At 55.1% G+C, this 17,752-nt stretch carries 14 protein-coding genes; 5 read left to right on the top strand and 9 right to left on the bottom strand.

Annotation, left to right across the window (positions count from 1 at the left end; all coding sequences use genetic code 11):
- Positions 1 to 40: 40 nt before the first annotated feature.
- Complete coding sequence (gene melA, locus ACFPB1_RS01850) at positions 41 to 1,360, top strand: alpha-galactosidase (RefSeq protein ID WP_379221257.1); 1,320 nt, start codon at positions 41 to 43, stop codon at positions 1,358 to 1,360.
- Positions 1,361 to 1,503: 143 nt separating this feature from the next.
- On the opposite strand, the gene ACFPB1_RS01845 is transcribed toward melA, so the two are convergent.
- The 7 genes from ACFPB1_RS01845 to ACFPB1_RS01815 all read right to left on the bottom strand — a co-directional run bounded on the left by ACFPB1_RS01845 (position 1,504) and on the right by ACFPB1_RS01815 (position 9,858).
- Entirely contained in the window at positions 1,504 to 2,193 is a 690-nt protein-coding gene (locus ACFPB1_RS01845; RefSeq protein ID WP_379221255.1) for a glycosyltransferase, read from the bottom strand.
- A complete protein-coding gene (locus tag ACFPB1_RS01840; protein WP_379221253.1) occupies positions 2,190 to 3,203 on the bottom strand; it encodes a glycosyltransferase in 1,014 nt (337 codons plus the stop codon). Before ACFPB1_RS01840 ends, ACFPB1_RS01845 begins: the two co-directional genes overlap by 4 nt.
- A 406-nt stretch (positions 3,204 to 3,609) precedes the next feature.
- The gene (locus ACFPB1_RS01835; protein WP_379221251.1) at positions 3,610 to 4,806 is read right to left on the bottom strand and encodes a Ger(x)C family spore germination protein; all 1,197 of its coding nucleotides are present in this window, start codon (positions 4,804 to 4,806) and stop codon (positions 3,610 to 3,612) included.
- Positions 4,799 to 5,908: a GerAB/ArcD/ProY family transporter gene (locus ACFPB1_RS01830; protein WP_379221249.1), complete on the bottom strand. Its 1,110-nt coding sequence runs from the start codon at positions 5,906 to 5,908 to the stop codon at positions 4,799 to 4,801. The genes ACFPB1_RS01835 and ACFPB1_RS01830 overlap by 8 nt, the downstream gene beginning before the upstream one ends.
- 15 nt (positions 5,909 to 5,923) lie before the next feature.
- Positions 5,924 to 7,498, bottom strand: a complete 1,575-nt coding sequence (locus ACFPB1_RS01825) for a spore germination protein (protein ID WP_379221247.1) — start codon at positions 7,496 to 7,498, stop codon at positions 5,924 to 5,926.
- A gap of 218 nt (positions 7,499 to 7,716) precedes the next feature.
- Positions 7,717 to 8,733, bottom strand: a complete 1,017-nt coding sequence (locus ACFPB1_RS01820; RefSeq protein WP_379221245.1) for a glycoside hydrolase family 172 protein — start codon at positions 8,731 to 8,733, stop codon at positions 7,717 to 7,719.
- Between the two features lie 210 nt (positions 8,734 to 8,943).
- Complete coding sequence (locus ACFPB1_RS01815) at positions 8,944 to 9,858, bottom strand: ArsR/SmtB family transcription factor (protein WP_379221243.1); 915 nt, start codon at positions 9,856 to 9,858, stop codon at positions 8,944 to 8,946.
- A 302-nt stretch (positions 9,859 to 10,160) separates the two neighbouring features.
- On the opposite strand from ACFPB1_RS01815, the gene ACFPB1_RS01810 reads away from it, so the two are divergent.
- From ACFPB1_RS01810 to ACFPB1_RS01795, 4 genes are all read left to right on the top strand, one after another.
- Positions 10,161 to 11,477 carry an ABC transporter substrate-binding protein gene (locus ACFPB1_RS01810; RefSeq protein ID WP_379221241.1) on the top strand — a complete coding sequence of 439 codons (1,317 nt, stop codon included), beginning with the start codon at positions 10,161 to 10,163 and terminating at the stop codon, positions 11,475 to 11,477.
- A gap of 68 nt (positions 11,478 to 11,545) precedes the next feature.
- A complete protein-coding gene (locus ACFPB1_RS01805; protein ID WP_379221238.1) occupies positions 11,546 to 12,484 on the top strand; it encodes a carbohydrate ABC transporter permease in 939 nt (312 codons plus the stop codon).
- A 3-nt stretch (positions 12,485 to 12,487) separates the two neighbouring features.
- Entirely contained in the window at positions 12,488 to 13,336 is an 849-nt protein-coding gene (locus tag ACFPB1_RS01800; RefSeq protein ID WP_379221236.1) for a carbohydrate ABC transporter permease, read from the top strand.
- 170 nt (positions 13,337 to 13,506) lie between these two features.
- On the top strand, positions 13,507 to 14,970 hold the full coding sequence (locus tag ACFPB1_RS01795) for an alpha/beta hydrolase-fold protein (RefSeq protein WP_379221234.1): 1,464 nt from the start codon (positions 13,507 to 13,509) through the stop codon (positions 14,968 to 14,970).
- A 91-nt stretch (positions 14,971 to 15,061) separates the two neighbouring features.
- On the opposite strand, the gene ACFPB1_RS01790 is transcribed toward ACFPB1_RS01795, so the two are convergent.
- Together ACFPB1_RS01790 and ACFPB1_RS01785 are read right to left on the bottom strand one after the other, a co-directional pair.
- Positions 15,062 to 16,390: an ABC transporter substrate-binding protein gene (locus ACFPB1_RS01790; RefSeq protein WP_379221232.1), complete on the bottom strand. Its 1,329-nt coding sequence runs from the start codon at positions 16,388 to 16,390 to the stop codon at positions 15,062 to 15,064.
- A 235-nt stretch (positions 16,391 to 16,625) separates the two neighbouring features.
- Entirely contained in the window at positions 16,626 to 17,675 is a 1,050-nt protein-coding gene (locus ACFPB1_RS01785) for a LacI family DNA-binding transcriptional regulator (protein WP_379221230.1), read from the bottom strand.
- Between the last annotated feature and the right edge of the window lie 77 nt (positions 17,676 to 17,752).

The raw sequence follows: 17,752 nt of genomic DNA, 5'->3' as shown, positions 1-17,752 counted from the left end.
CTGCCGGCATTAGCTACGTTATCCCAAGGGAGGATCGATCATGAAAAAAATCGTTTTTATCGGAGCGGGCAGTCTCGTCTTCACCAAAAATCTCGTTCGCGATCTGCTTACGTTTCCCGCGTTCGAGGCGTGTACGATCGCGCTGGTCGATATTGACGAAGAGCGTCTCGGCTACGCGAAGAAGACGGTGGAGAAGATAATCGCCGCCGGTCAATATCGCGCGCAAGTGGAAGCGCATACGGACAGAAAGGAAGCGCTGCCCGGAGCGGACGGGGTCGTATGCACGATTCTGGCCGGCGGACTGGACGTATGGCGCAAAGATATCGAAATCCCCAAGAAATACGGCGTCGATATCAATGTCGGCGATACCCGGGGCCCGTCGGGCATCTTCCGGGCGCTGCGGACGATCCCGGTCATGCTGGACATCTGCCGCGATATCGAGCGGTATTGCCCGCAAGCCATCGTGCTGAACTATACGAATCCGATGGCAATGTTGTGCAGAGCGGTGCAGAGCGAGACGAACGTCACCGTGACGGGGCTGTGCCATAGCGTTCAAGGGACGGCCGCCATGCTGGCTAGATGGATCGGCGCGCCGAAGGATGAGATTACTTATCTGTGCGCGGGCATTAACCATCAGGCGTTTTATTTGGACTTTCGGTGGAACGGCCAAGACGCCTATCCGCTCATTCGGGAGGCGATGAACGATCCCAAGATTTATAATGAGGAGCAAGTCAGAAACGAAATGTTTCTTCATCTCGACTATTACGTGACCGAATCCAGCGGCCATAACTCGGAGTACAACGCCTGGTTCCGCAAGCGGCCCGATTTGATCGAGAAATACTGCACGCACGGAACGGGCTGGAATCCCGGCGAATACGCGTATATCGTCAAAGGCTACGAGAAGCGGCAGAGCGACTGGAGAGCGCAGATGCAGCGCTGGACGGACGCCCCCATCGATTTGAAGAGGGGCGAGGAGTATGCTGCTTCGATCTTCAATGCCACGATCGGGGACGGGACGTTATTCAAGTTTAACGGCAATGTCCGCAATACGAACCTGATCGATAACTTGCCGGACGGCTGCTGCGTCGAGGTCCCCGTATTGGCATCCAAAAAAGGACTCGAGCCCATTCACGTGGGTGCGCTGCCGGCCCAACTGGCGACCTTGACGAATATTAGCGCGAGATGCGAGGAGATGGCCGTCGAAGGCGCCCTGACCGGGGATCCGAGGAAGATCTTCCATGCGGTATGCTTCGATCCCTTGACGTCGGCCGTGCTTAGCTTGAGCGAGATCAAATCCATGGTCGACGAGATGTTCGAAGCCAACCGGGCGTATCTGCCGCAGTTCAATCATGTGAATTAACAGGCAGCCGGCTAAGTGAATCGCACCTCCGATCGTTAGGGTAGCGCTAACGATCGGAGGTGCTTTTTCCAATACGACCGGCAGCCTTTGTTCATCTCGGATAGGATACGCTCATATCGAGCGGCGCACGGCTGCGACGGCTGCTAATTGACATAACGTTGGAATTTCGTTGTTCGGCGTACGAGCCTGCATCGCCGCATGTACGAACGCGTACTCTTCTTTTGAGTATGGCTGTTCCAATTTTTTCGGCGGATGCAGACATAGTGCCGTTTGGAAACGGAAAAGGCGCGAAAGCCCCGCCGAAGGCAGCGAGAGAGCCACCTTGAATCCGTACCGGCTTTCCGGTTCGCGGGAAACTTGACCCGCCGCCAAACCGATTTGCGAAACACAAACGATCCGCCTTTGAGATGGCGCTTGTATTTCCATTCGCCGCCTCTACGAAATACCATCAACGCTCGTTTAGCTTTGAAGTAGAGGTAAGCCGTGTGCTTGCCGACGATGGGGGCTCTGCCGTGCTTGATTGCGCGCGCAGCTTCCCGCAGAAACTTCGGGCCGTAGTAATCGTCGTCGTCGAACTTGGCGATGAGGCCGTTGTCCGCCCGCTTGATCGCATAATTCAGGCATTTTCCGAGCCGGTATTTCTGCGGCAGCTGATAGACCGTGATTTCGCCCGGCGGATATTGGCTTGCCCGCTCCTTGTAGACTTCGATGTCCATGTTGTCATTGTTTAGGACGATAATCATTTTTTTGTTCTTCCAGCGCTGGCGATCGTAATTATTAAACACATTGTCGATATACGACGACCGTATCGTGCACGCGATCACGGTAATCATTTCCGATTCATCCCCAATTTAGCTTTGCGCCGGTTCCATAGCGTGTTTTTCTTGATTTTATAGAGCTTCTTGTTGAGGACTCTCCGATACAGCTTCAGAAATGCGTTCGTCATGTTCTGTTCGGAGTAACGAGTCCGGGCATACCGCCGGAGCCTGCGGGCGCTGGGGAGCCGATGGCGATTGCGAACTTTCGCCGCCATGCCGGTCGTCGTGTTGCACACGAGCCGCGGCATGCCGCGCAGCACCTCGGGCACGGCGCCGCGGCGGAAGCCGAGCACGGGCGTGCCGCTCGCCATCGCTTCGACGAGGACGAGCCCGAACGGCTCATCCCAGGTCGACGTGAACAGGACGCAGTGCGCGTTGGCCAGCAGCCTGCGCTTGCGGGCGCCGCCGACGGCGCCGACGTAACGGATTTTTTTGCCCAGATGCGGTTTGATCTTGGCGTTATAGTACTTCCGGTCGTTCAGCGTGCCGGCGATGATAAGCTTGCGGCCCGTCTTCTTGGCCACCTTGATGGCCAGGTGGACGCCTTTCTCTTTGATTAATCTGCCGAGGAAGAGCAAATATTTCTGCTTCTTCTTCTTGAACGTGTAATCGTCCATGCGCATGCCGTTGTAGACGGCGTAGCCCTTCCCCTTGCCGTACTTCCGCAAAATGAATTTGCTCACGTAGACTCTAATCTGCACGTTCGATCGTATCCACTTGGAATGGGACTGGCAGATGGTCGGGATCGGCGGATTCGCCTTGGCCACGATGCCGTAATGGTCATGGATGATGTCGATGTCCGGCGGCATGTTCCGGATGATGAAGTCCAACTGCTTGGTCCGATCGTTCGAGTCGTACTCGAACGTTTGGGTCGCGTTCGACGTCGAGCCTTTCTTGGCGAACAGGAACACCTCGTGCCCCCGCCTGACCAGCTCCTCTGTCAAATAATGCACGTCGCGCTGCGTTCCTCCGTACTTCTTCGGCGGAACGGAAATCGTGTTCGTCGAGATTTGCGCAATTCTCAAATGTCCTTCAGCTCCTTAGGTCGATGTCTGCCATAGGCATTCACTGTAGGATATGAGCGGACTTCCGAGCGGGGCACGGCACCCGCCGTTCACGTTGCGTTTGGCGCTGAACAAGAGAGCGTCTTCCCGAAGCGATCATGGAACGATCGGCCGTCGGCAGCGATGTCAGGTTAGGAACGGATGAGAAACTTCCCGATCTGTTCGAAAGGAAGCGTTAAAATACTCAAGGGACTAAAGGGGAGCTTCTTGCTCAAGATGACAATCGCGTACATCAGGACTGCAGCGGACATAAGTCCAAGATAGACGATGGCCGCCGACCGTTCACGTTTACGGAATAGAGAGCGAACTTGGATAATCGACACGGCGGACACGAGCGCTAGAAATAAGCATACGTTCAAAATTTGCATTATGCGCCTTCTCTCGTAAGAACGTTTCGATGCAGGGGCTTCTTTGCGAACCCCGTTCCGATGACGGAGATATTCGCCTGCGTCGTGATTTTGATTTGCGGATAGAGGTCTGCCCAGGACGAGGATAGTCGTCTCCACTCCCGAGGATGCGTGGCATGAAGGATACGGCCGAATCCAAACACGTCGGACTTATAGAACAGCTGGCTTTTCTTGACCGCCTTGTCGACCGCGCTATTCACCTGATTGGACAGCAGCGTATTCACGAGCTTTACGTTGGCGGGTTGAGTGAAATCCAGGTTGGTGCCGTTTTCGGTCAGCTCGCAATCGCTCTGAACGTTCACAGTCATGCGGATGTCGTTGCCGACGATTTCCGGGCGAATGACGTGCTTGGACGAGAGAACATGCACGCTGACGTTCCCTTGTCCTTGCGGGACGTACGCGGTCAGATAAGCATCCTTCATATTCTCTGTAGCCCAGTTCATGGCACGGGTTTCGGCATCGTTAAAATAACCGATCAGCTTGAGATGCTTGAATATGCCGACGCCGTACAACTTAATGCGCGGTTCGGAGCTTGCCGTTGCCGAAGCTCCCGATCGGTTGGACGCTTGGTCTTGACTCGCCTCGAAAGCCCCCATGATCGGCACGATTCCTTCCGATGCGGCAGTCGCGTCGAAGTTCATGATCGTTGTAGCGGTTCCGGACGGCTGCATATGCAGATCTTGAAATTGATCCGCAGGGATAGATTCGAGCGTTACCGGACAATTCAAGATCGTCGCCGCATCCGTTCCTTTCGCGACGAACACCATATTTCGCATTCGCATATCGATTTCGCGATGAAAGCTGTCAAGAACCTGTTCCAATCCATGCCGCGCCATACGTTCGCCGATGATGATCACCCTCCGATGCGAATAGTAGAGCTTGAGATGAATTTTTTGTTGTAATTGTTGCCGGGAATCCGCGAGCGTCTTTCCTTTTGCGCTTAGAACGAAAAATGTTTTTTGGCGGCTGCCGCCTCCGCTGGATTGCACCGGCGAAGGGATCGCGATTTGGACGCTCTGCGTCAAAGAGCCGTCTGGATTGAGGTCCAGGCCGGTTGCGGTCACGATCGCCAGATTTTTAACCTCTCTCCGATCCCAGCAGCCGGTCGCCGCAAGTAAGCAGACCATGACCAAGATGACGATTAGGCGTCTATACATTGTGTTCCATCCTCCAGCTTGAACGGATCCAAGCGATCCCTAGTAACATCGTCGGAATTAGATTGGCTCCAATAAAGCTGGCGATGGGAAACGAATAATAATAAAACTCCAAAATCGCATCCATCCCAGGGGAACTCTTCATCGTCCATAGAGCGCCGACAAAAACGATCAGCATAACGGGCAGGGACACCGAGCGTTGATTCTTGACCTTAAACATCCGGCTCACGCAAAGACAGGTCACGAATAAAAAAGTAGCCAATTTTAAAAAGCCCACGGAAACCCAAATCGGCAGAAAAACGGGATCGATCCGTTCAAGTACATCGCCTAAGCTGATGTAGCGGATTACGGCCGCATAGGGGAACGGAAATTCGGATACGAGCGGGCCTTCGACCAGCGTGCATTCGAGTACCGTTTTCAACATGAAGAGCGTAATAATGATCGTTGTATAGAACGAAGCTTTACGCGCTTGTTCGGGTTGATTCAGGAAGGGGATCAAAAACCCGATCAGCATGACTTCGCCCAGCCAACCGCTGGGGACCGAAGCTCCGCGCAGGATGGACACCAGATCATGTTCGGCGACCGGGCGAAGATACATGGCATTCCAGTCGCGGATCGTCAAAAAGAAGATCGAGCAAGCGATGACGATCATAACCGGAAAGATCATTTCGCCGCATCGGCCGATGACACCGATCCCGCACCACGCCGCTATTCCGCAAATGGCGAAAAGCATGAGCAAGAGCACGATGTGGGGGGTGAGCGGGTGAGAAATCAAGGAGATGAGATCCACGATGACTTTCGCTATGACGCTTGTGTATACAAATAACAGGCATAAATAATAGAGCTCGACTAAGATACTGAGCCATTTCCCTAGAATCGATCTGCTGTACTCGATAATCGTCATGTTCGGGTAACGAGCGGCGAGCGCCGTTGTCACCAGGATGCACCATAGGCTGGAGACTGGTGCGATCAGAATGGACATCCAAGCATCCTGCTTGGAAAATTGCGCGGGAAAAGCCGCGATATTGAAGATTTCGGTCCCTAGAACTGACACGCTCAGGATGATGATAAATTGCCACTGCGAGATCTTCTCTGTTCCGATCATCTGTGCCTCCGCGTTTTAATCGTCTTGATTGCGAGTATCGGGCTGCTTCCCCGGCGGGATTCTTAAGCGGTTCCGCGCGGCGGCCGGCCTTGGCCGCGAGCCCATGTTGAACCACGCTTTACGAACGAACACATCCTTCAATCCTTCCATCGACAGCGGTGCCACCGGATACAGATACGGCAAGCCGAACGAGCGCAGCGAAGCCAAATGGATCATGATGGCGAGTATGCCGATCATTAATCCAAAAAAGCCCATAAAACCAGCCAGCAGTAACAACGGGAACCGCAACAAGCGAAACGCAAGGCCGAAATTATACCGGGGTATGATGAACGACGCGATTCCGGTCGTGGCCACGACGATGACAACCGGAGCCGATATAAAGCCGGCCTGAACAGCGGCTTGTCCTATGACGATTCCGCCGACGATGGTAACGGCGGAGCCGACGCCTTTCGGGAGCCGGACGCCCGCCTCGCGCAAGGCTTCAAACGTAACCTCCATCAGAAGCATTTCGATAATCGCGGGGAAAGGGGAGAGACGCTGCGATGACGCGATGCTCAGGAGGAGGTTGGTCGGTAAAGCCGGATGGTCGTAGCTGACCAAGGAAACGTACAAAGAGGGCAGAAACAAGGAAACGGTCGTAAATAAAATGCGGAGCCAACGAATAGGTGTCGCGATCATCGATCGTTCGTAATAGTCCTCGCTTGCCTGCAATCCGGTCCAAAAGGTCATCGGCAGCACCAATGCCACGGGCGTTCCCTCGGTTAATAGAGCGACTTTGCCTTCGAGAAGACTCCCGATTACGACGTCGGGACGCTCGGTGTTCTGGATTTGGGGAAATGGCGAAATCGGGGTATCCGTTATGAATTCTTCGATATACCCGGACTCCAGCACGCCGTCGATTCGGATACGTTGGAGCCGGCTGCGGACCTCTTGGAGCAGGTCCTCTTCCGCAATCGCTTTTAAATAAACGAGCGCTACCTCCGTACGGGAAAGCGTGCCGATCGCGTACGTTTCGATTTTTAAATGCGTGTTCCGAAGCCGCCTGCGCAGCAGGCTGGTATTCGTCACCAAACGTTCTACGAAACCTTCGCGAGGGCCGCGAATGGCCGGCTCCGATGGCGGATCCTCAATCGCTCTGCCTTCCGATTCCGGTACGCTCGCGGCTAGTCCATGGGATGCGCCATCGAATAAAAAAACGACTTCGCCCGCCAACACGGCGTCGACGGCTTCATCGATCGATTCCACTTTTCTAGACATGCTCACCGGAACAAGCCTCTGTTGAAAAAACGGTTCAGCTCCCTCCGGCCGATCGGAGGTAAGCGGCTCCCTCGAACGGCCGGCGTTCAGCTGATTCAAAAACAAGGCGTCGAGATGTTTCGTATCGGGCAAGCCGATGATATAGACGGCGAGCGTGTCGCTCTGCATGGGCATTGGAAGACAGTGGAACGCGACGTCGGAGCAATCCTCGAAGATGGTTCTTAGACGTTGTTCGTTTACGGATAGTGTCGGGTCAATGGGAAAATTGTAGTCGGTATTCGGATGGTGAGCGGCTTCCATCGCTGCGCTGGAAGAATGTTTTCGAAATTTCATAACAAAGATCTCCTTTGGCAACCCCGTAAAAACAATGATGAGGTTACGTTGCCCCGAATTGGTTGATTTATCCATCGAAACGCTCTGATGGGGACTAAAGAAAAAACGAGGCCGCCAGTGAGTTCTGGCGGCCTCGTGATGCTGAGGGCTGCTATGCGCGTGTTGGAGCGGGGAGAAGGATCAACCATCTGATCCCTCTTACGAGATTCAGAGTTCGCTTAAGGATAGGACTGATGGTCCGTGTCGCGTCGTCTGTACATGCTCATCAGCTGGTCGACGGGAAGCTTCTCGGGAAGCGCTGCCGCCCGATCCTGATACCAGTAGGCGGTCGAAGCATACCAGTAAGGCTTCAGGTGCTGCGACTCCCAGGGGTTCACGAACGAGATGCTGAGGCTTTTGTCGAACGCGATGGCGTCGCGTTCGTGGAACCGGTACATGCTGATCATCGAACGCAGCGTATCCTTGAGCGGCACGCCGTGCAGTTCCGCGTAGAATTCGCCGTCCCTGAAGTACCAGCCGCCATTAAAATAATCTTCGAGTCCGGTGCCGACGATCGTCGGGTTCATGCGGTCTTCCGTGTCGATGAACATATATTCCGGCGCTTCCAGGTAAGACAAGTAGTTGAGTTCCTCCCCCTGCATGGACAGGCAGCATCCGATGTAATGGCCGCGGCCTTGAATGTCGACCAATGGAAGCGGGGCATTGCCTGCGAGGCGGGCCGTCCGGAAGAGGCAATGGAACCGCCCGGATTCAGCCGGCGGTTCGGGGTATTCCTCGTAGTTGGCGTTAAAGAAAACATCGAGCGGAATGTGCTCATGCAAGTTCTCGAGCTCGATGCGCACCTGATTATACGGCATCGGGAAGTAGGAATAGAAGCCTCCGCTCGACATGCCGAGATACCGGGAGACGTAGTGCCGGAATTCGCAATGCCCGATGCCGAAGAAGTCGCCGACCGGACATTCGACGGATGGCTCGGTCTCGCCGTCCCAATAGATGCGGAGGATGAGCTTCTTCAAGGTAGACGTATCGTTCTCGGCCTGCGTATCCCAATGCCGCCAGAACCATCCGGGAAAGGTCAGCCACATTCGGCTGATGATGCCAGGCTTGTCGCTATTCACGATCGTGCGTGGAGGCTCACCGGGCGTGATTCTCACCGTTTTGCTCTTGGTGACGGGATCGAAGGTCGTGAATTGTCGAGTGGTCGCTTTTCTAATTTCGTATAAAGGGGGGAACATGCTCATCTCTCCTTTGCATAGTGAATGGGTAACGCTTACATAACATTTCGGACTAGGCGCAGATCGTAACTTCGGCTGGCCGGATAAGGGGGATGTCGCGCTGCGCGCCTGAGGAAGGGGGACAAACGTCAGGTTCAAGCGGCTTGGGGGATAGGGGGGAGTCTCTGGAGGCGGAGTGAACAATTCGTAAGACGCGTAAGCTTGCGATGGTCACTCGATTACGTCATAAATGACCCTGGCGATCAAATCCTGCTTGTAGTTTCCAAAGTGCGAGCCGTAGATCGTCAGCCCGCCTATTTGTCCGGTTTCGCAGACGCCGATCCGGAACCGAATATCGGAGTTCTGTTCGAGCTCGATGTCATGGATCGTCGTGCCGGATACCCGGACGCCGTCGATGAACGTGCCGTTCTCATTGATGCGAACCATTTTCAACAGGCCATATTGGTTCAACTGGGGCGGCCACCAATTGGGCGCGACTTTGCCTCTCTCATCGCCGAAATCGCCGGGCGACGTCCAGATGCAGACTTCTTTATTGTTGACGGAGAAGACGATGTCGGAGGGATAGTCGTTATTGTAACACGGCGCTTCAGAGCCGAGCTCCATAATGAATTGCAGCTCGCTGAACCGCTGCCGCGGCTTCAGATAGTTCGGGATCCGGTACTCCAGGTAACCTCGCGTTAACCAGACGATTCCGGCGTTGATGCGCTCGGGATCCGCAAAATAGCTGGGATTGTCGAATTCCCCAATGATACTGTCTTCGGTCGCCAGGCCGCATGTCGGTTCTACCCGGTAATCCGTGTAATGGCCGACCTTGATTTCGACTTCGTACAGATTCTTGCCTGCGCCTTCATGGTGCAGCTCAACGGTGAGCATGTCCTCGTTCAGATAACAGATCTTCTGAAGTCCGTGCTTGCCGACCGCCGTCGTGATATCGATGAGGCCGCTGTCCTCGAGCTTTTTGATATGCATGGTGATGGCGCCGTTGGTCAGCCCGAGCTTCTCGGCAATTTCGTTTAGATTAAGGCTGTTGTGCTTGTCAAGCAGTTCCAAAATCTCAATTCTGATTTCGGAGCTCAAGGCTTTGAAAATATTCAGACCGGATCGAAGGTCTTTGATATGAATCAACCGGAAAGCCTCCTGTCCTGACCATCAAAATGGTTTACATCTATTATAAACTTAAAGGAAAATGCTGAGAAGAGCAAAGTCGTGCATTGGAGTGCGTTTAGTTTAATTAAGACTAAATTAAACCTGCTTAGTAAGCGCTTTTATTTAGGTATTGACAAAGTTAAAGGCGAATATTTATGATGAAACCGTAATGATTTAGGTTTTACTAAAGCAAATAACATCCGGTCAGTCCGCCGCGGCAGCTCCGGCTTGATCCCGAACGGGAGCAAGCGTACCAACCTAATTATCGAGGGGGATACGATGTGAAAAAGCAGGTGCTCGTATGGTTGTCTCTGATGGTCGCGCTCGTCATGGCATTAGCCGCATGCACAAACGGCGGCAGCCCGGAAAACGCGGCTTCCGATTCCGGAAGTCCGCCGGACGGAGCGGCCAAGCTGGAAATGTGGACGTTCCAAGAACTGCATAAGACGTTTTATGACGACATGGCCAAGCGTTGGAACGAAGCCAATCCGGACAAGCAAATCGATCTGACCGTCAACGTCTACCCGTATGACGACATGCACAACAAATTGCTCGTTGCCCTGCAATCGGGCACCGGAGCGCCTGATCTGGCCGATATCGAGATCAACAAGTTTCCGAACTTCCTCAAAGGCGAACCCCAACTCGTTCCTCTCAACGACATCATCGAACCCGAAATCAACAACCTGGTCAAATCCCGAATGGACAACTACGCGAAGGACGGTAACTACTACGGCATCGACTTCCATGTCGGAGCCGCGGTCATCTACTACAACAAAGAGATTCTAGACAAAGCCGGCGTCAATCCGGATGACATCGTGACGTGGGCCGATTATGAAGCGGCGGGCAAAAAAGTGCGCGATGCCGCCGGCGTTCCGATGACGACGCTCGAGACATCCGACCTGTGGTCTCTCTGGCCTCAGGTGTCGCAAGCTCCTGGAGCGGATGACTTTCAGACCGCAGACGGACAGTTGAACATCACGAACGCCGTCGTCTCAGGACCGTTGACCTGGCAGCAGAACCTGATCAAATCCAAAATCGCGATTCAGGCGCCCGGAGGGAACCATCACGCGGAAGAGTATTACGGCATGATGAACGCCGGCGGAGCCGCTTCCGTCTGGATGCCGATGTGGTACATGGGACGCTTCACCGACTATATGCCGGACCTCAAAGGCAAGATCGTCATTAAGCCGATGCCGGTCTGGAACCCGGGCGAGCCCCGTTCCGCCGGGATGGGCGGCACCGGTACGGCGGTGACCAAAGCGTCCAAAAACCAGGAGGCGGCGAAGGCGTTCCTGGCCTACGCCAAGCTCTCGCGGGAAGGCAATATCGAGATCTGGAGGCAGCTCGGATTCGACCCGCTGCGTACGGATGTCTGGGATGCGCCGGAGCTGAAGGAGCCGAACAAATTCACGGACTATTTCGGGCCTGACATTTTCGACGTCCTGACGCAAGTGAAGAGCGAGATCGAAGGCGTCATCATCAACGAGAAAACGCCGACGATATCGGATGCTTTCAGGACCAGCGTGATTACGCGCATTCTCCAGGATAACGAAGATGTCGGCAAGGTGTTGTCCGAAGCGGCGGATCAACTGAAATAGCATAACGTCCGGCGCCGCGCGGCTCATGTCTGAGCTGGCGGTGCCGGAATACGAAAGGCGGACCTCTGATGGAGATTTCCCCGGCAACGGCTGCCAAGGCGGGTGGGGGTAATAGACGCAAATTAACCGGCATTCTGTATTCGCAGAAAATCGCCCCGTGGTTGTTCGTTCTCCCATTTCTCGTCTCGTTTGCCCTATTTTTCGTCTATCCGGTTCTTTCCTCGGTGAATATGAGCTTCCAACAGGTGCTGCCCGGCCAGGTCGAATACATCGGGCTCGATAACTATGAAAAGCTGTGGAACCCGACGTTCTGGAAGGCGATCGTCAACAGCAGCAAATATACGCTCTATACCTTGCTCATCCTCATTCCGCTGCCGCTCGTGCTCGCCGTCTTCTTGAATTCGAAAGCGATGGCGCTCCGGAGCTTCTTCCGCTCGACGCTGTTCATCCCGGCGCTCACCTCGGTCGTGGTAGCCGGTACCGTATTCCGTCTGGCGTTCGGCGAACTGGAAGGTTCGCTGATGAATACCGTCGCTGTAACGCTCGGATTTGAACCGCAGCAATGGCTGCGCCAGGAAGGACTGGCGATGTTTGCGCTCGTGCTGCTGGCCTGCTGGCGGTGGATCGGCGTGAACCTGCTCTATTTCATGGCGGGTCTGCAGAACATTCCGAAGGAGCTGTATGAATCCGCGGAGATCGATGGGGCCAATACTTGGAACAAATTCAGCCGCATTACACTGCCCCTGCTGAAGCCGATCAGCATCTACGTGTTCACGATCAGCATTTACGGCGGCTTCTCCATGTTCACCGAAAGCTACATGCTGTGGGCGGGGAACCGTTCGCCGAACGATATCGGCCTGACGATCGTCGGGTACTTGTACCGCAACGGCCTCGAACAGAATAATCTCGGTCTCGGTTCGGCCGTCGGCATCGTGCTTCTCCTGCTTACCTTTGCGATTACTATCGTGCAGCTGAAGCTGTTCGGCATGTTCCGAAAGGAGGAATGAACGGTGGACAGCCGTAATAAACGCAAACGGCCGGCGATTACCGCGCTGCTGGTGCTGCTATTCACCGTGTTCGGCGCGTTCGCGGTGTTTCCGATCGTCACGCTGATCATTGCATCCTTCAAGCCTGCCCAGGAATTGATGCGCTTCGGGCTGAATCTGAAGATTGATCCCGATCTGTTCTCGCTCAAGAACTATGCCTACTTGTTCAGCGGCGAATCGCTCTATTTGACCTGGTATTGGAACAGCTTGCTGATCACAGCCGTATTTACCGCGCTGTGCCTCCTGCTGTCGTCGATGGTCGGGTACGGGCTCGCCGTGTACCAATTCCGCTTTCGCAACCTGGTCTTCGTACTCGTGCTTGTCATGACGATGATCCCGATCGAAATCATCATTCTTCCGCTCTATAAGCTGTCGATCGCGCTCAAGCTGATCAACAGCATATGGGGGATCATTCTGCCATTCGTGGTGGCGCCGCTGCCGATCTTCTTCTTCCGGCAGTACGCCGCCGGACTGCCGCGGGACTTTCTGGATGCCGGACGCGTGGACGGCTGTACGGAGCTGGGCACGTTCTTCCGGATCATGATGCCCTTGATGATGCCGGCCTTCTCTTCGATGGCCATATTGCAAGCCCTCTTCAGTTGGAACAATTTCCTGTGGCCGCTCATTGTGCTCCGCACCAACGAACAGCTCACGATCCCGATCGGGCTGGCCACGCTGCTCACGCCGTACGGCAATAACTTCGACATGCTGATATCCGGCGCGGTGCTCGCAATCCTGCCGATTCTAGCCGTATTCCTATTCTTTCAGAAATATTTCATCGAGGGCATGACGGCTGGCGGCGTGAAGGGGTGACCCGCGCGGCTGGCATCACCCGAACGGCGACCATGCGTTCGGCATCCCGATGAACCGTGGGGGGATGCAACCCGATTGAGGGGAGGTGGTTCCATTGGACTGCTTAACGGGTCGATTGTAGCGCCTGAAACACATTCACAGAAAAGTAAAATCATGAAGGAGAGTAGATAATGAAAAGCATCGGAATCACGGCTTTGGTACTCGTATTGGCGATGGTCTTGGTTTTGCCCGTGACGGCGCAGGCCGATAAGAATCCGGTCTCGAAGCAGCAGGGGTTCGCGTCCGGCGAGGAACTTGTCGAGGGGCCGACCGTTATGAAGGATCCCGATTCGCCGACCGGCTATACCGTACGGTTTGTTTATAAGAACGAAAACGCTTCCCGCGTGACGTTCGTCGGAGACATGCTGTTGAGAAACTGGGCCGATCCCGCAGACACGAACGTATACACGCCGCGTGAGTATAGGCCCGGTTTGATGCGCGGCGGCGGTGCGTTCGAGGCGGAAATGGAGAAGCGCGACGGCGGTTATTGGGTCATTGAAGTACCGCTTGCAGCCGGCGCCAACCAATATTGGTTCTACGTGGACGGGAATCGTAACTACTGGGTGCCCGATCCCGCGAATTCGCCGAAATTCGCTCCGGATGGCCTCACAGGAAACGCCAGGCGTTCCTTTAACGCGGTGTACGTGCCATACGATCCGGACAAACAGGATAAAATCATGGGGGCGCGCGAGATTGAAAACCCTAGAACCGATGGAAAGACAGGGAAATGGGATTATGTGGAAATCCCGACGCTGATCAATGGCAAGACGCGGTACCTGGGCGTGTATCTACCGTACGGATATGATGAAGAGCGAGAAGAGCCGTATAAAACGATATATCTGCAACATGGCAGCGGCCAGGACGCCTCCGATTGGATGAACATTGGCAGCGTACCGAACATTATGGATAACCTGCTCGCCGATGGCCTTACCGAACCCGCGATCGTCGTTACGACGGATTCTACGTACCTTGGAAACGCTCAAGACGGATATCCCAATTTGTACAATATCATTCTTCCATTCATTGAAGACAACTATAATGTGTCGAAGAAACCCGCTGATCGGTCGTTTGCCGGGTTGTCCATGGGCGGGGGGATCACAACAACCATCATAAACGATGATGCTGCGAAGTTCGGATACTACGGCGTATTCAGCGCCGGCATGCGAATCAGCCCCGAAGCGAAGAACCTGGGGGCACCCTATATTCTCATTGGCGCCGGGCGATATGATTTCGGATTGCCGAGTCCGGCCCAAGTAGCCGCGTTGGACGTTACCGACGCGAATTATAAGAATCTCGTGGTTGCAGGCGGACACGACTTTAATACTTGGTGCCAGTTGTTCACCATCTATGCCAGAGACTATTTATGGAAGCCGGAAGCGTTTCTTATAGACAAAATGCATAAACTTCTTGACGGGTATCTTGCAGACGGAGCGATAGATAACCCTGGCATATATAACAGCTTGAAGGTAAAACTCAAGCAAGCAAAACTCACTTCGTTTATAAACGAAATAAAAGCTCAGAGCGGTAAACACATAAGCAGAGAAGCGGCATCAACACTGCTTGAATATGCAGAAAGGATCAGCTTCGACAACTAGCACGCATTTACGCATGCCAAAATAGCCGCTTTGTACTCGCTGATCCCGCAAAAAGCCATTCGTGCTCAAACGAATGGCTTTTTTTCGGTTATCATCCAAATGTGCTGACAGGCTCGGCGTGAAGGGCCATCGCGGTTAGGGGAAGGGGGGGCTCAACCGCCCCAACCGCCGCCGAAGTAGCGGTCGTTCGCGTACGCGTCCGGACGCCAGGATCGTAGCTCGCGCCGTCCCGGGGCTTGATCAGCGACTTGCGGGCCGGCATCCGGTACGTGCTTCGTGCGCCGAGCTTCGACACTTCCAGGCTGTTGTTGTACCGGATGAACTCCCACGCATGCCGCGGGTTGCGGGCTTTGGCGCCGATCGCCATAAGGCCGTTCAGCGTCAACCCGCCGCCGATATCCGGGTTCTCGGGGATTGCCGGCAGCGGAACGACCTCCCAATCCAGCGCGCGCAGCTCCGAATCCTTCGCGTACGTCTTCGCAGCCAGCAAGTCGCTCAAATATTCGTACCCGCCGACCGCCATTGCGACCCGGCCGCTCATGAACAGATCCGCGTTCGCGTTCGAGACGCTCGCCAAGTCCTCCTGCGACGGCACGATTCGGTCGGCATACAGGCCGGCAACGTCCGTCCAGACGCGATTCCATTGCGGCGTATCGACGGTCATTGTCCACGCCTGCTTGTCGAACAGCTTCAGCTGCAGCATCATCGCGTACAGCCGGGCGTCGGCGAACGGGTCGGCATTCCAGCGGTCGAAGGAAAGACCGAATATCCGTCCGTCTCCGCTGCCGCTCGCGATTCGCTTGGCCAGCGTCATCACGTCCGGCCAGGTCGACGCTTCGGTCGGAGGCGCCACCCCCGCAGCGGCGAACAGCGACTTGTTGACATACAACCCGCCCGCGTTGAACGACGACGCCAGCGCATACAGCTGGCGATCGTCCGTATCGCGCAGCGCCTCGACGACGCTCGGCACGTAATCGTCCAGGTCGAATCCGTCTTCCTGGACCATCGGGTCGAGAGGCGTCAGCAGCCCTTCGCGCGTCAATGGCCGGTAATACGTCGCGTCGTCCAGTACCACCGCGTCCACCGGATCGGGTCCCGCGAGCAAGCGCTTCAACGCTTCGAATCGGTTCGGCCGGCTGCGGTCGCCGGCAAGCTCCCGGCTGCGCAGATCGTCCAGATCTACGGCGGGCACGAGCTTGACCTCGATGTCCGGATGCGTCAGCTCGAACGCATCGGTCCAAGCTTCGCGCTGCCCGGCCTCGTCCGCGTCGCCGGATGCGATGACGCCTACCCGCAGCACGCGGTGCTCGGCGTCTTCGCGGCCATCGTTCGTGCACGCGGCGAGCAGGCTCATTCCAAGCGTCAGTATCATCGCTGCCGCCGCGGCGCGGCGCCTTTGGCCCGTACGGCCTTCATTCATCTTGCCATTCCCCTCCGCATACATAGCGCCGGCGTAATCACCACGATTCGTCTCGCACTCATCGACGGCGCCGCGCCAATCGTCAGTCTGAGTGTAGCGCAGTCGTATGGCCCGTAGTATCGATCTGCCCTTCAACAAACTTACAAGGTTGCAAGATTGCGCGAAACGCAAAAAGAACCCCCGACCGTACGAACGGAAGGGGTCTTGGAATGCCGTCCAAGCTGCTTCAGGCCAATCAAGCTTCGCTGGGCGGCGCGGTCGTACGCGTGCTTTCCCCGAAGATCACCTTGGTGGATAAGCGAATAACCTCGAATGCCCTGTTCGGTCGCTGGATCCGGAATAGAAGCTCCGCTGCGGCCCGCTGTCCCAGTTGAAACTCGTTATTCGTCACCGTTGTGAGCGAAATATCCAGGAGCTCGGTTTCTTTCATCTGGTCAAAGCCGGCTATGGCGATGTCTTGCGGAACGCGCATGCCTTGCTCCTTCACGAACCGGATGGCGTGCAGCGCGATGAGGTCGTTACCGCATACCAATGCGGTCGGAAGCCGTTCGAGCGCTCCAAGCGTATCGGAAATGCCTTCATAGGATTGAGGGAGTATGGACGGTGCACGCGTAATGCAGCAGCTGGGATGCGGGGGAATATTCGCGTCATGAAGGGCTCTGCTGTAACCGATCCAGCGTTCGAGGAAGCTTCGGGACGACGTATCTCCGATAAATCCGATCTCGCGGTGCCCCGAATCGATGAGATGGCGGGTCAGCCGGTACACGCTTTCCTCGCTCTCCATCAATACCACATCGGCTTTCAGGTCGGTGATCGGCAGCTCGGCATTCAAATCGATGAAAACCTTCGGCAGCGAATGCGCCAGCAAGGTCTCGGTGTAGGCTTTGTCCAGCATGCCCACCACGACGAATCCGTCGATGGCGCCGTTCAGCAGGGGAGGCGCCGAGAGGGCATGGATATCCTCGTCTTGGATGAAGGACATCTTCATGTCGTAACCGCTGCCTCGGAGTACATCCTCGACGCCTCTCATCAGATTCATCCAATAACCGTTCGTGCTTCTGTCGATTCGCGTCAAATAGGCGATACACTTCGTGCTTCGGGTACTAGCGCTCCGTTCGGCGGGGCCGGGAGTTACTCGCTTATATCCCATTGCAACGGCATGCTCAAGCACTTTTTGCTTGGTCGCTTCCGATATGCTGGGGTGGTTATTCAGTGCCTTCGATACCGTGTTTCGAGAAAGACCGAGTGTGTTGGAGATGTCGTACGTGGTTACTTTTTTATTCACCGGCTTCAATCCTTCGTTTAGAAGAGTATGAATTTAATTGTAGTTGACAGCAAGTATTTGTCAACTAGTGTGCAGTT

Source organism: Paenibacillus sp. GCM10023250, from assembly GCF_042653205.1.
Classification (GTDB): Bacteria; Bacillota; Bacilli; order Paenibacillales; family Paenibacillaceae; genus Paenibacillus_Z.
This window is presented reverse-complemented; position numbering and strand designations above follow the sequence as displayed.

Coding starts and splice junctions, on each gene's coding strand:
- ACFPB1_RS01805 (WP_379221238.1), top strand. CDS start 11,546: ATGGAGATTTCCCCGGCAACGGCTGCCAAGGCGGGTGGGGGTAATAGA.
- ACFPB1_RS01835 (WP_379221251.1), bottom strand. CDS start 4,806: ATGTATAGACGCCTAATCGTCATCTTGGTCATGGTCTGCTTACTTGCG.
- ACFPB1_RS01825 (WP_379221247.1), bottom strand. CDS start 7,498: ATGAAATTTCGAAAACATTCTTCCAGCGCAGCGATGGAAGCCGCTCAC.
- ACFPB1_RS01830 (WP_379221249.1), bottom strand. CDS start 5,908: ATGATCGGAACAGAGAAGATCTCGCAGTGGCAATTTATCATCATCCTG.
- ACFPB1_RS01820 (WP_379221245.1), bottom strand. CDS start 8,733: ATGTTCCCCCCTTTATACGAAATTAGAAAAGCGACCACTCGACAATTC.
- ACFPB1_RS01795 (WP_379221234.1), top strand. CDS start 13,507: ATGAAAAGCATCGGAATCACGGCTTTGGTACTCGTATTGGCGATGGTC.
- ACFPB1_RS01790 (WP_379221232.1), bottom strand. CDS start 16,390: ATGAATGAAGGCCGTACGGGCCAAAGGCGCCGCGCCGCGGCGGCAGCG.
- ACFPB1_RS01845 (WP_379221255.1), bottom strand. CDS start 2,193: ATGATTACCGTGATCGCGTGCACGATACGGTCGTCGTATATCGACAAT.
- melA (WP_379221257.1), top strand. CDS start 41: ATGAAAAAAATCGTTTTTATCGGAGCGGGCAGTCTCGTCTTCACCAAA.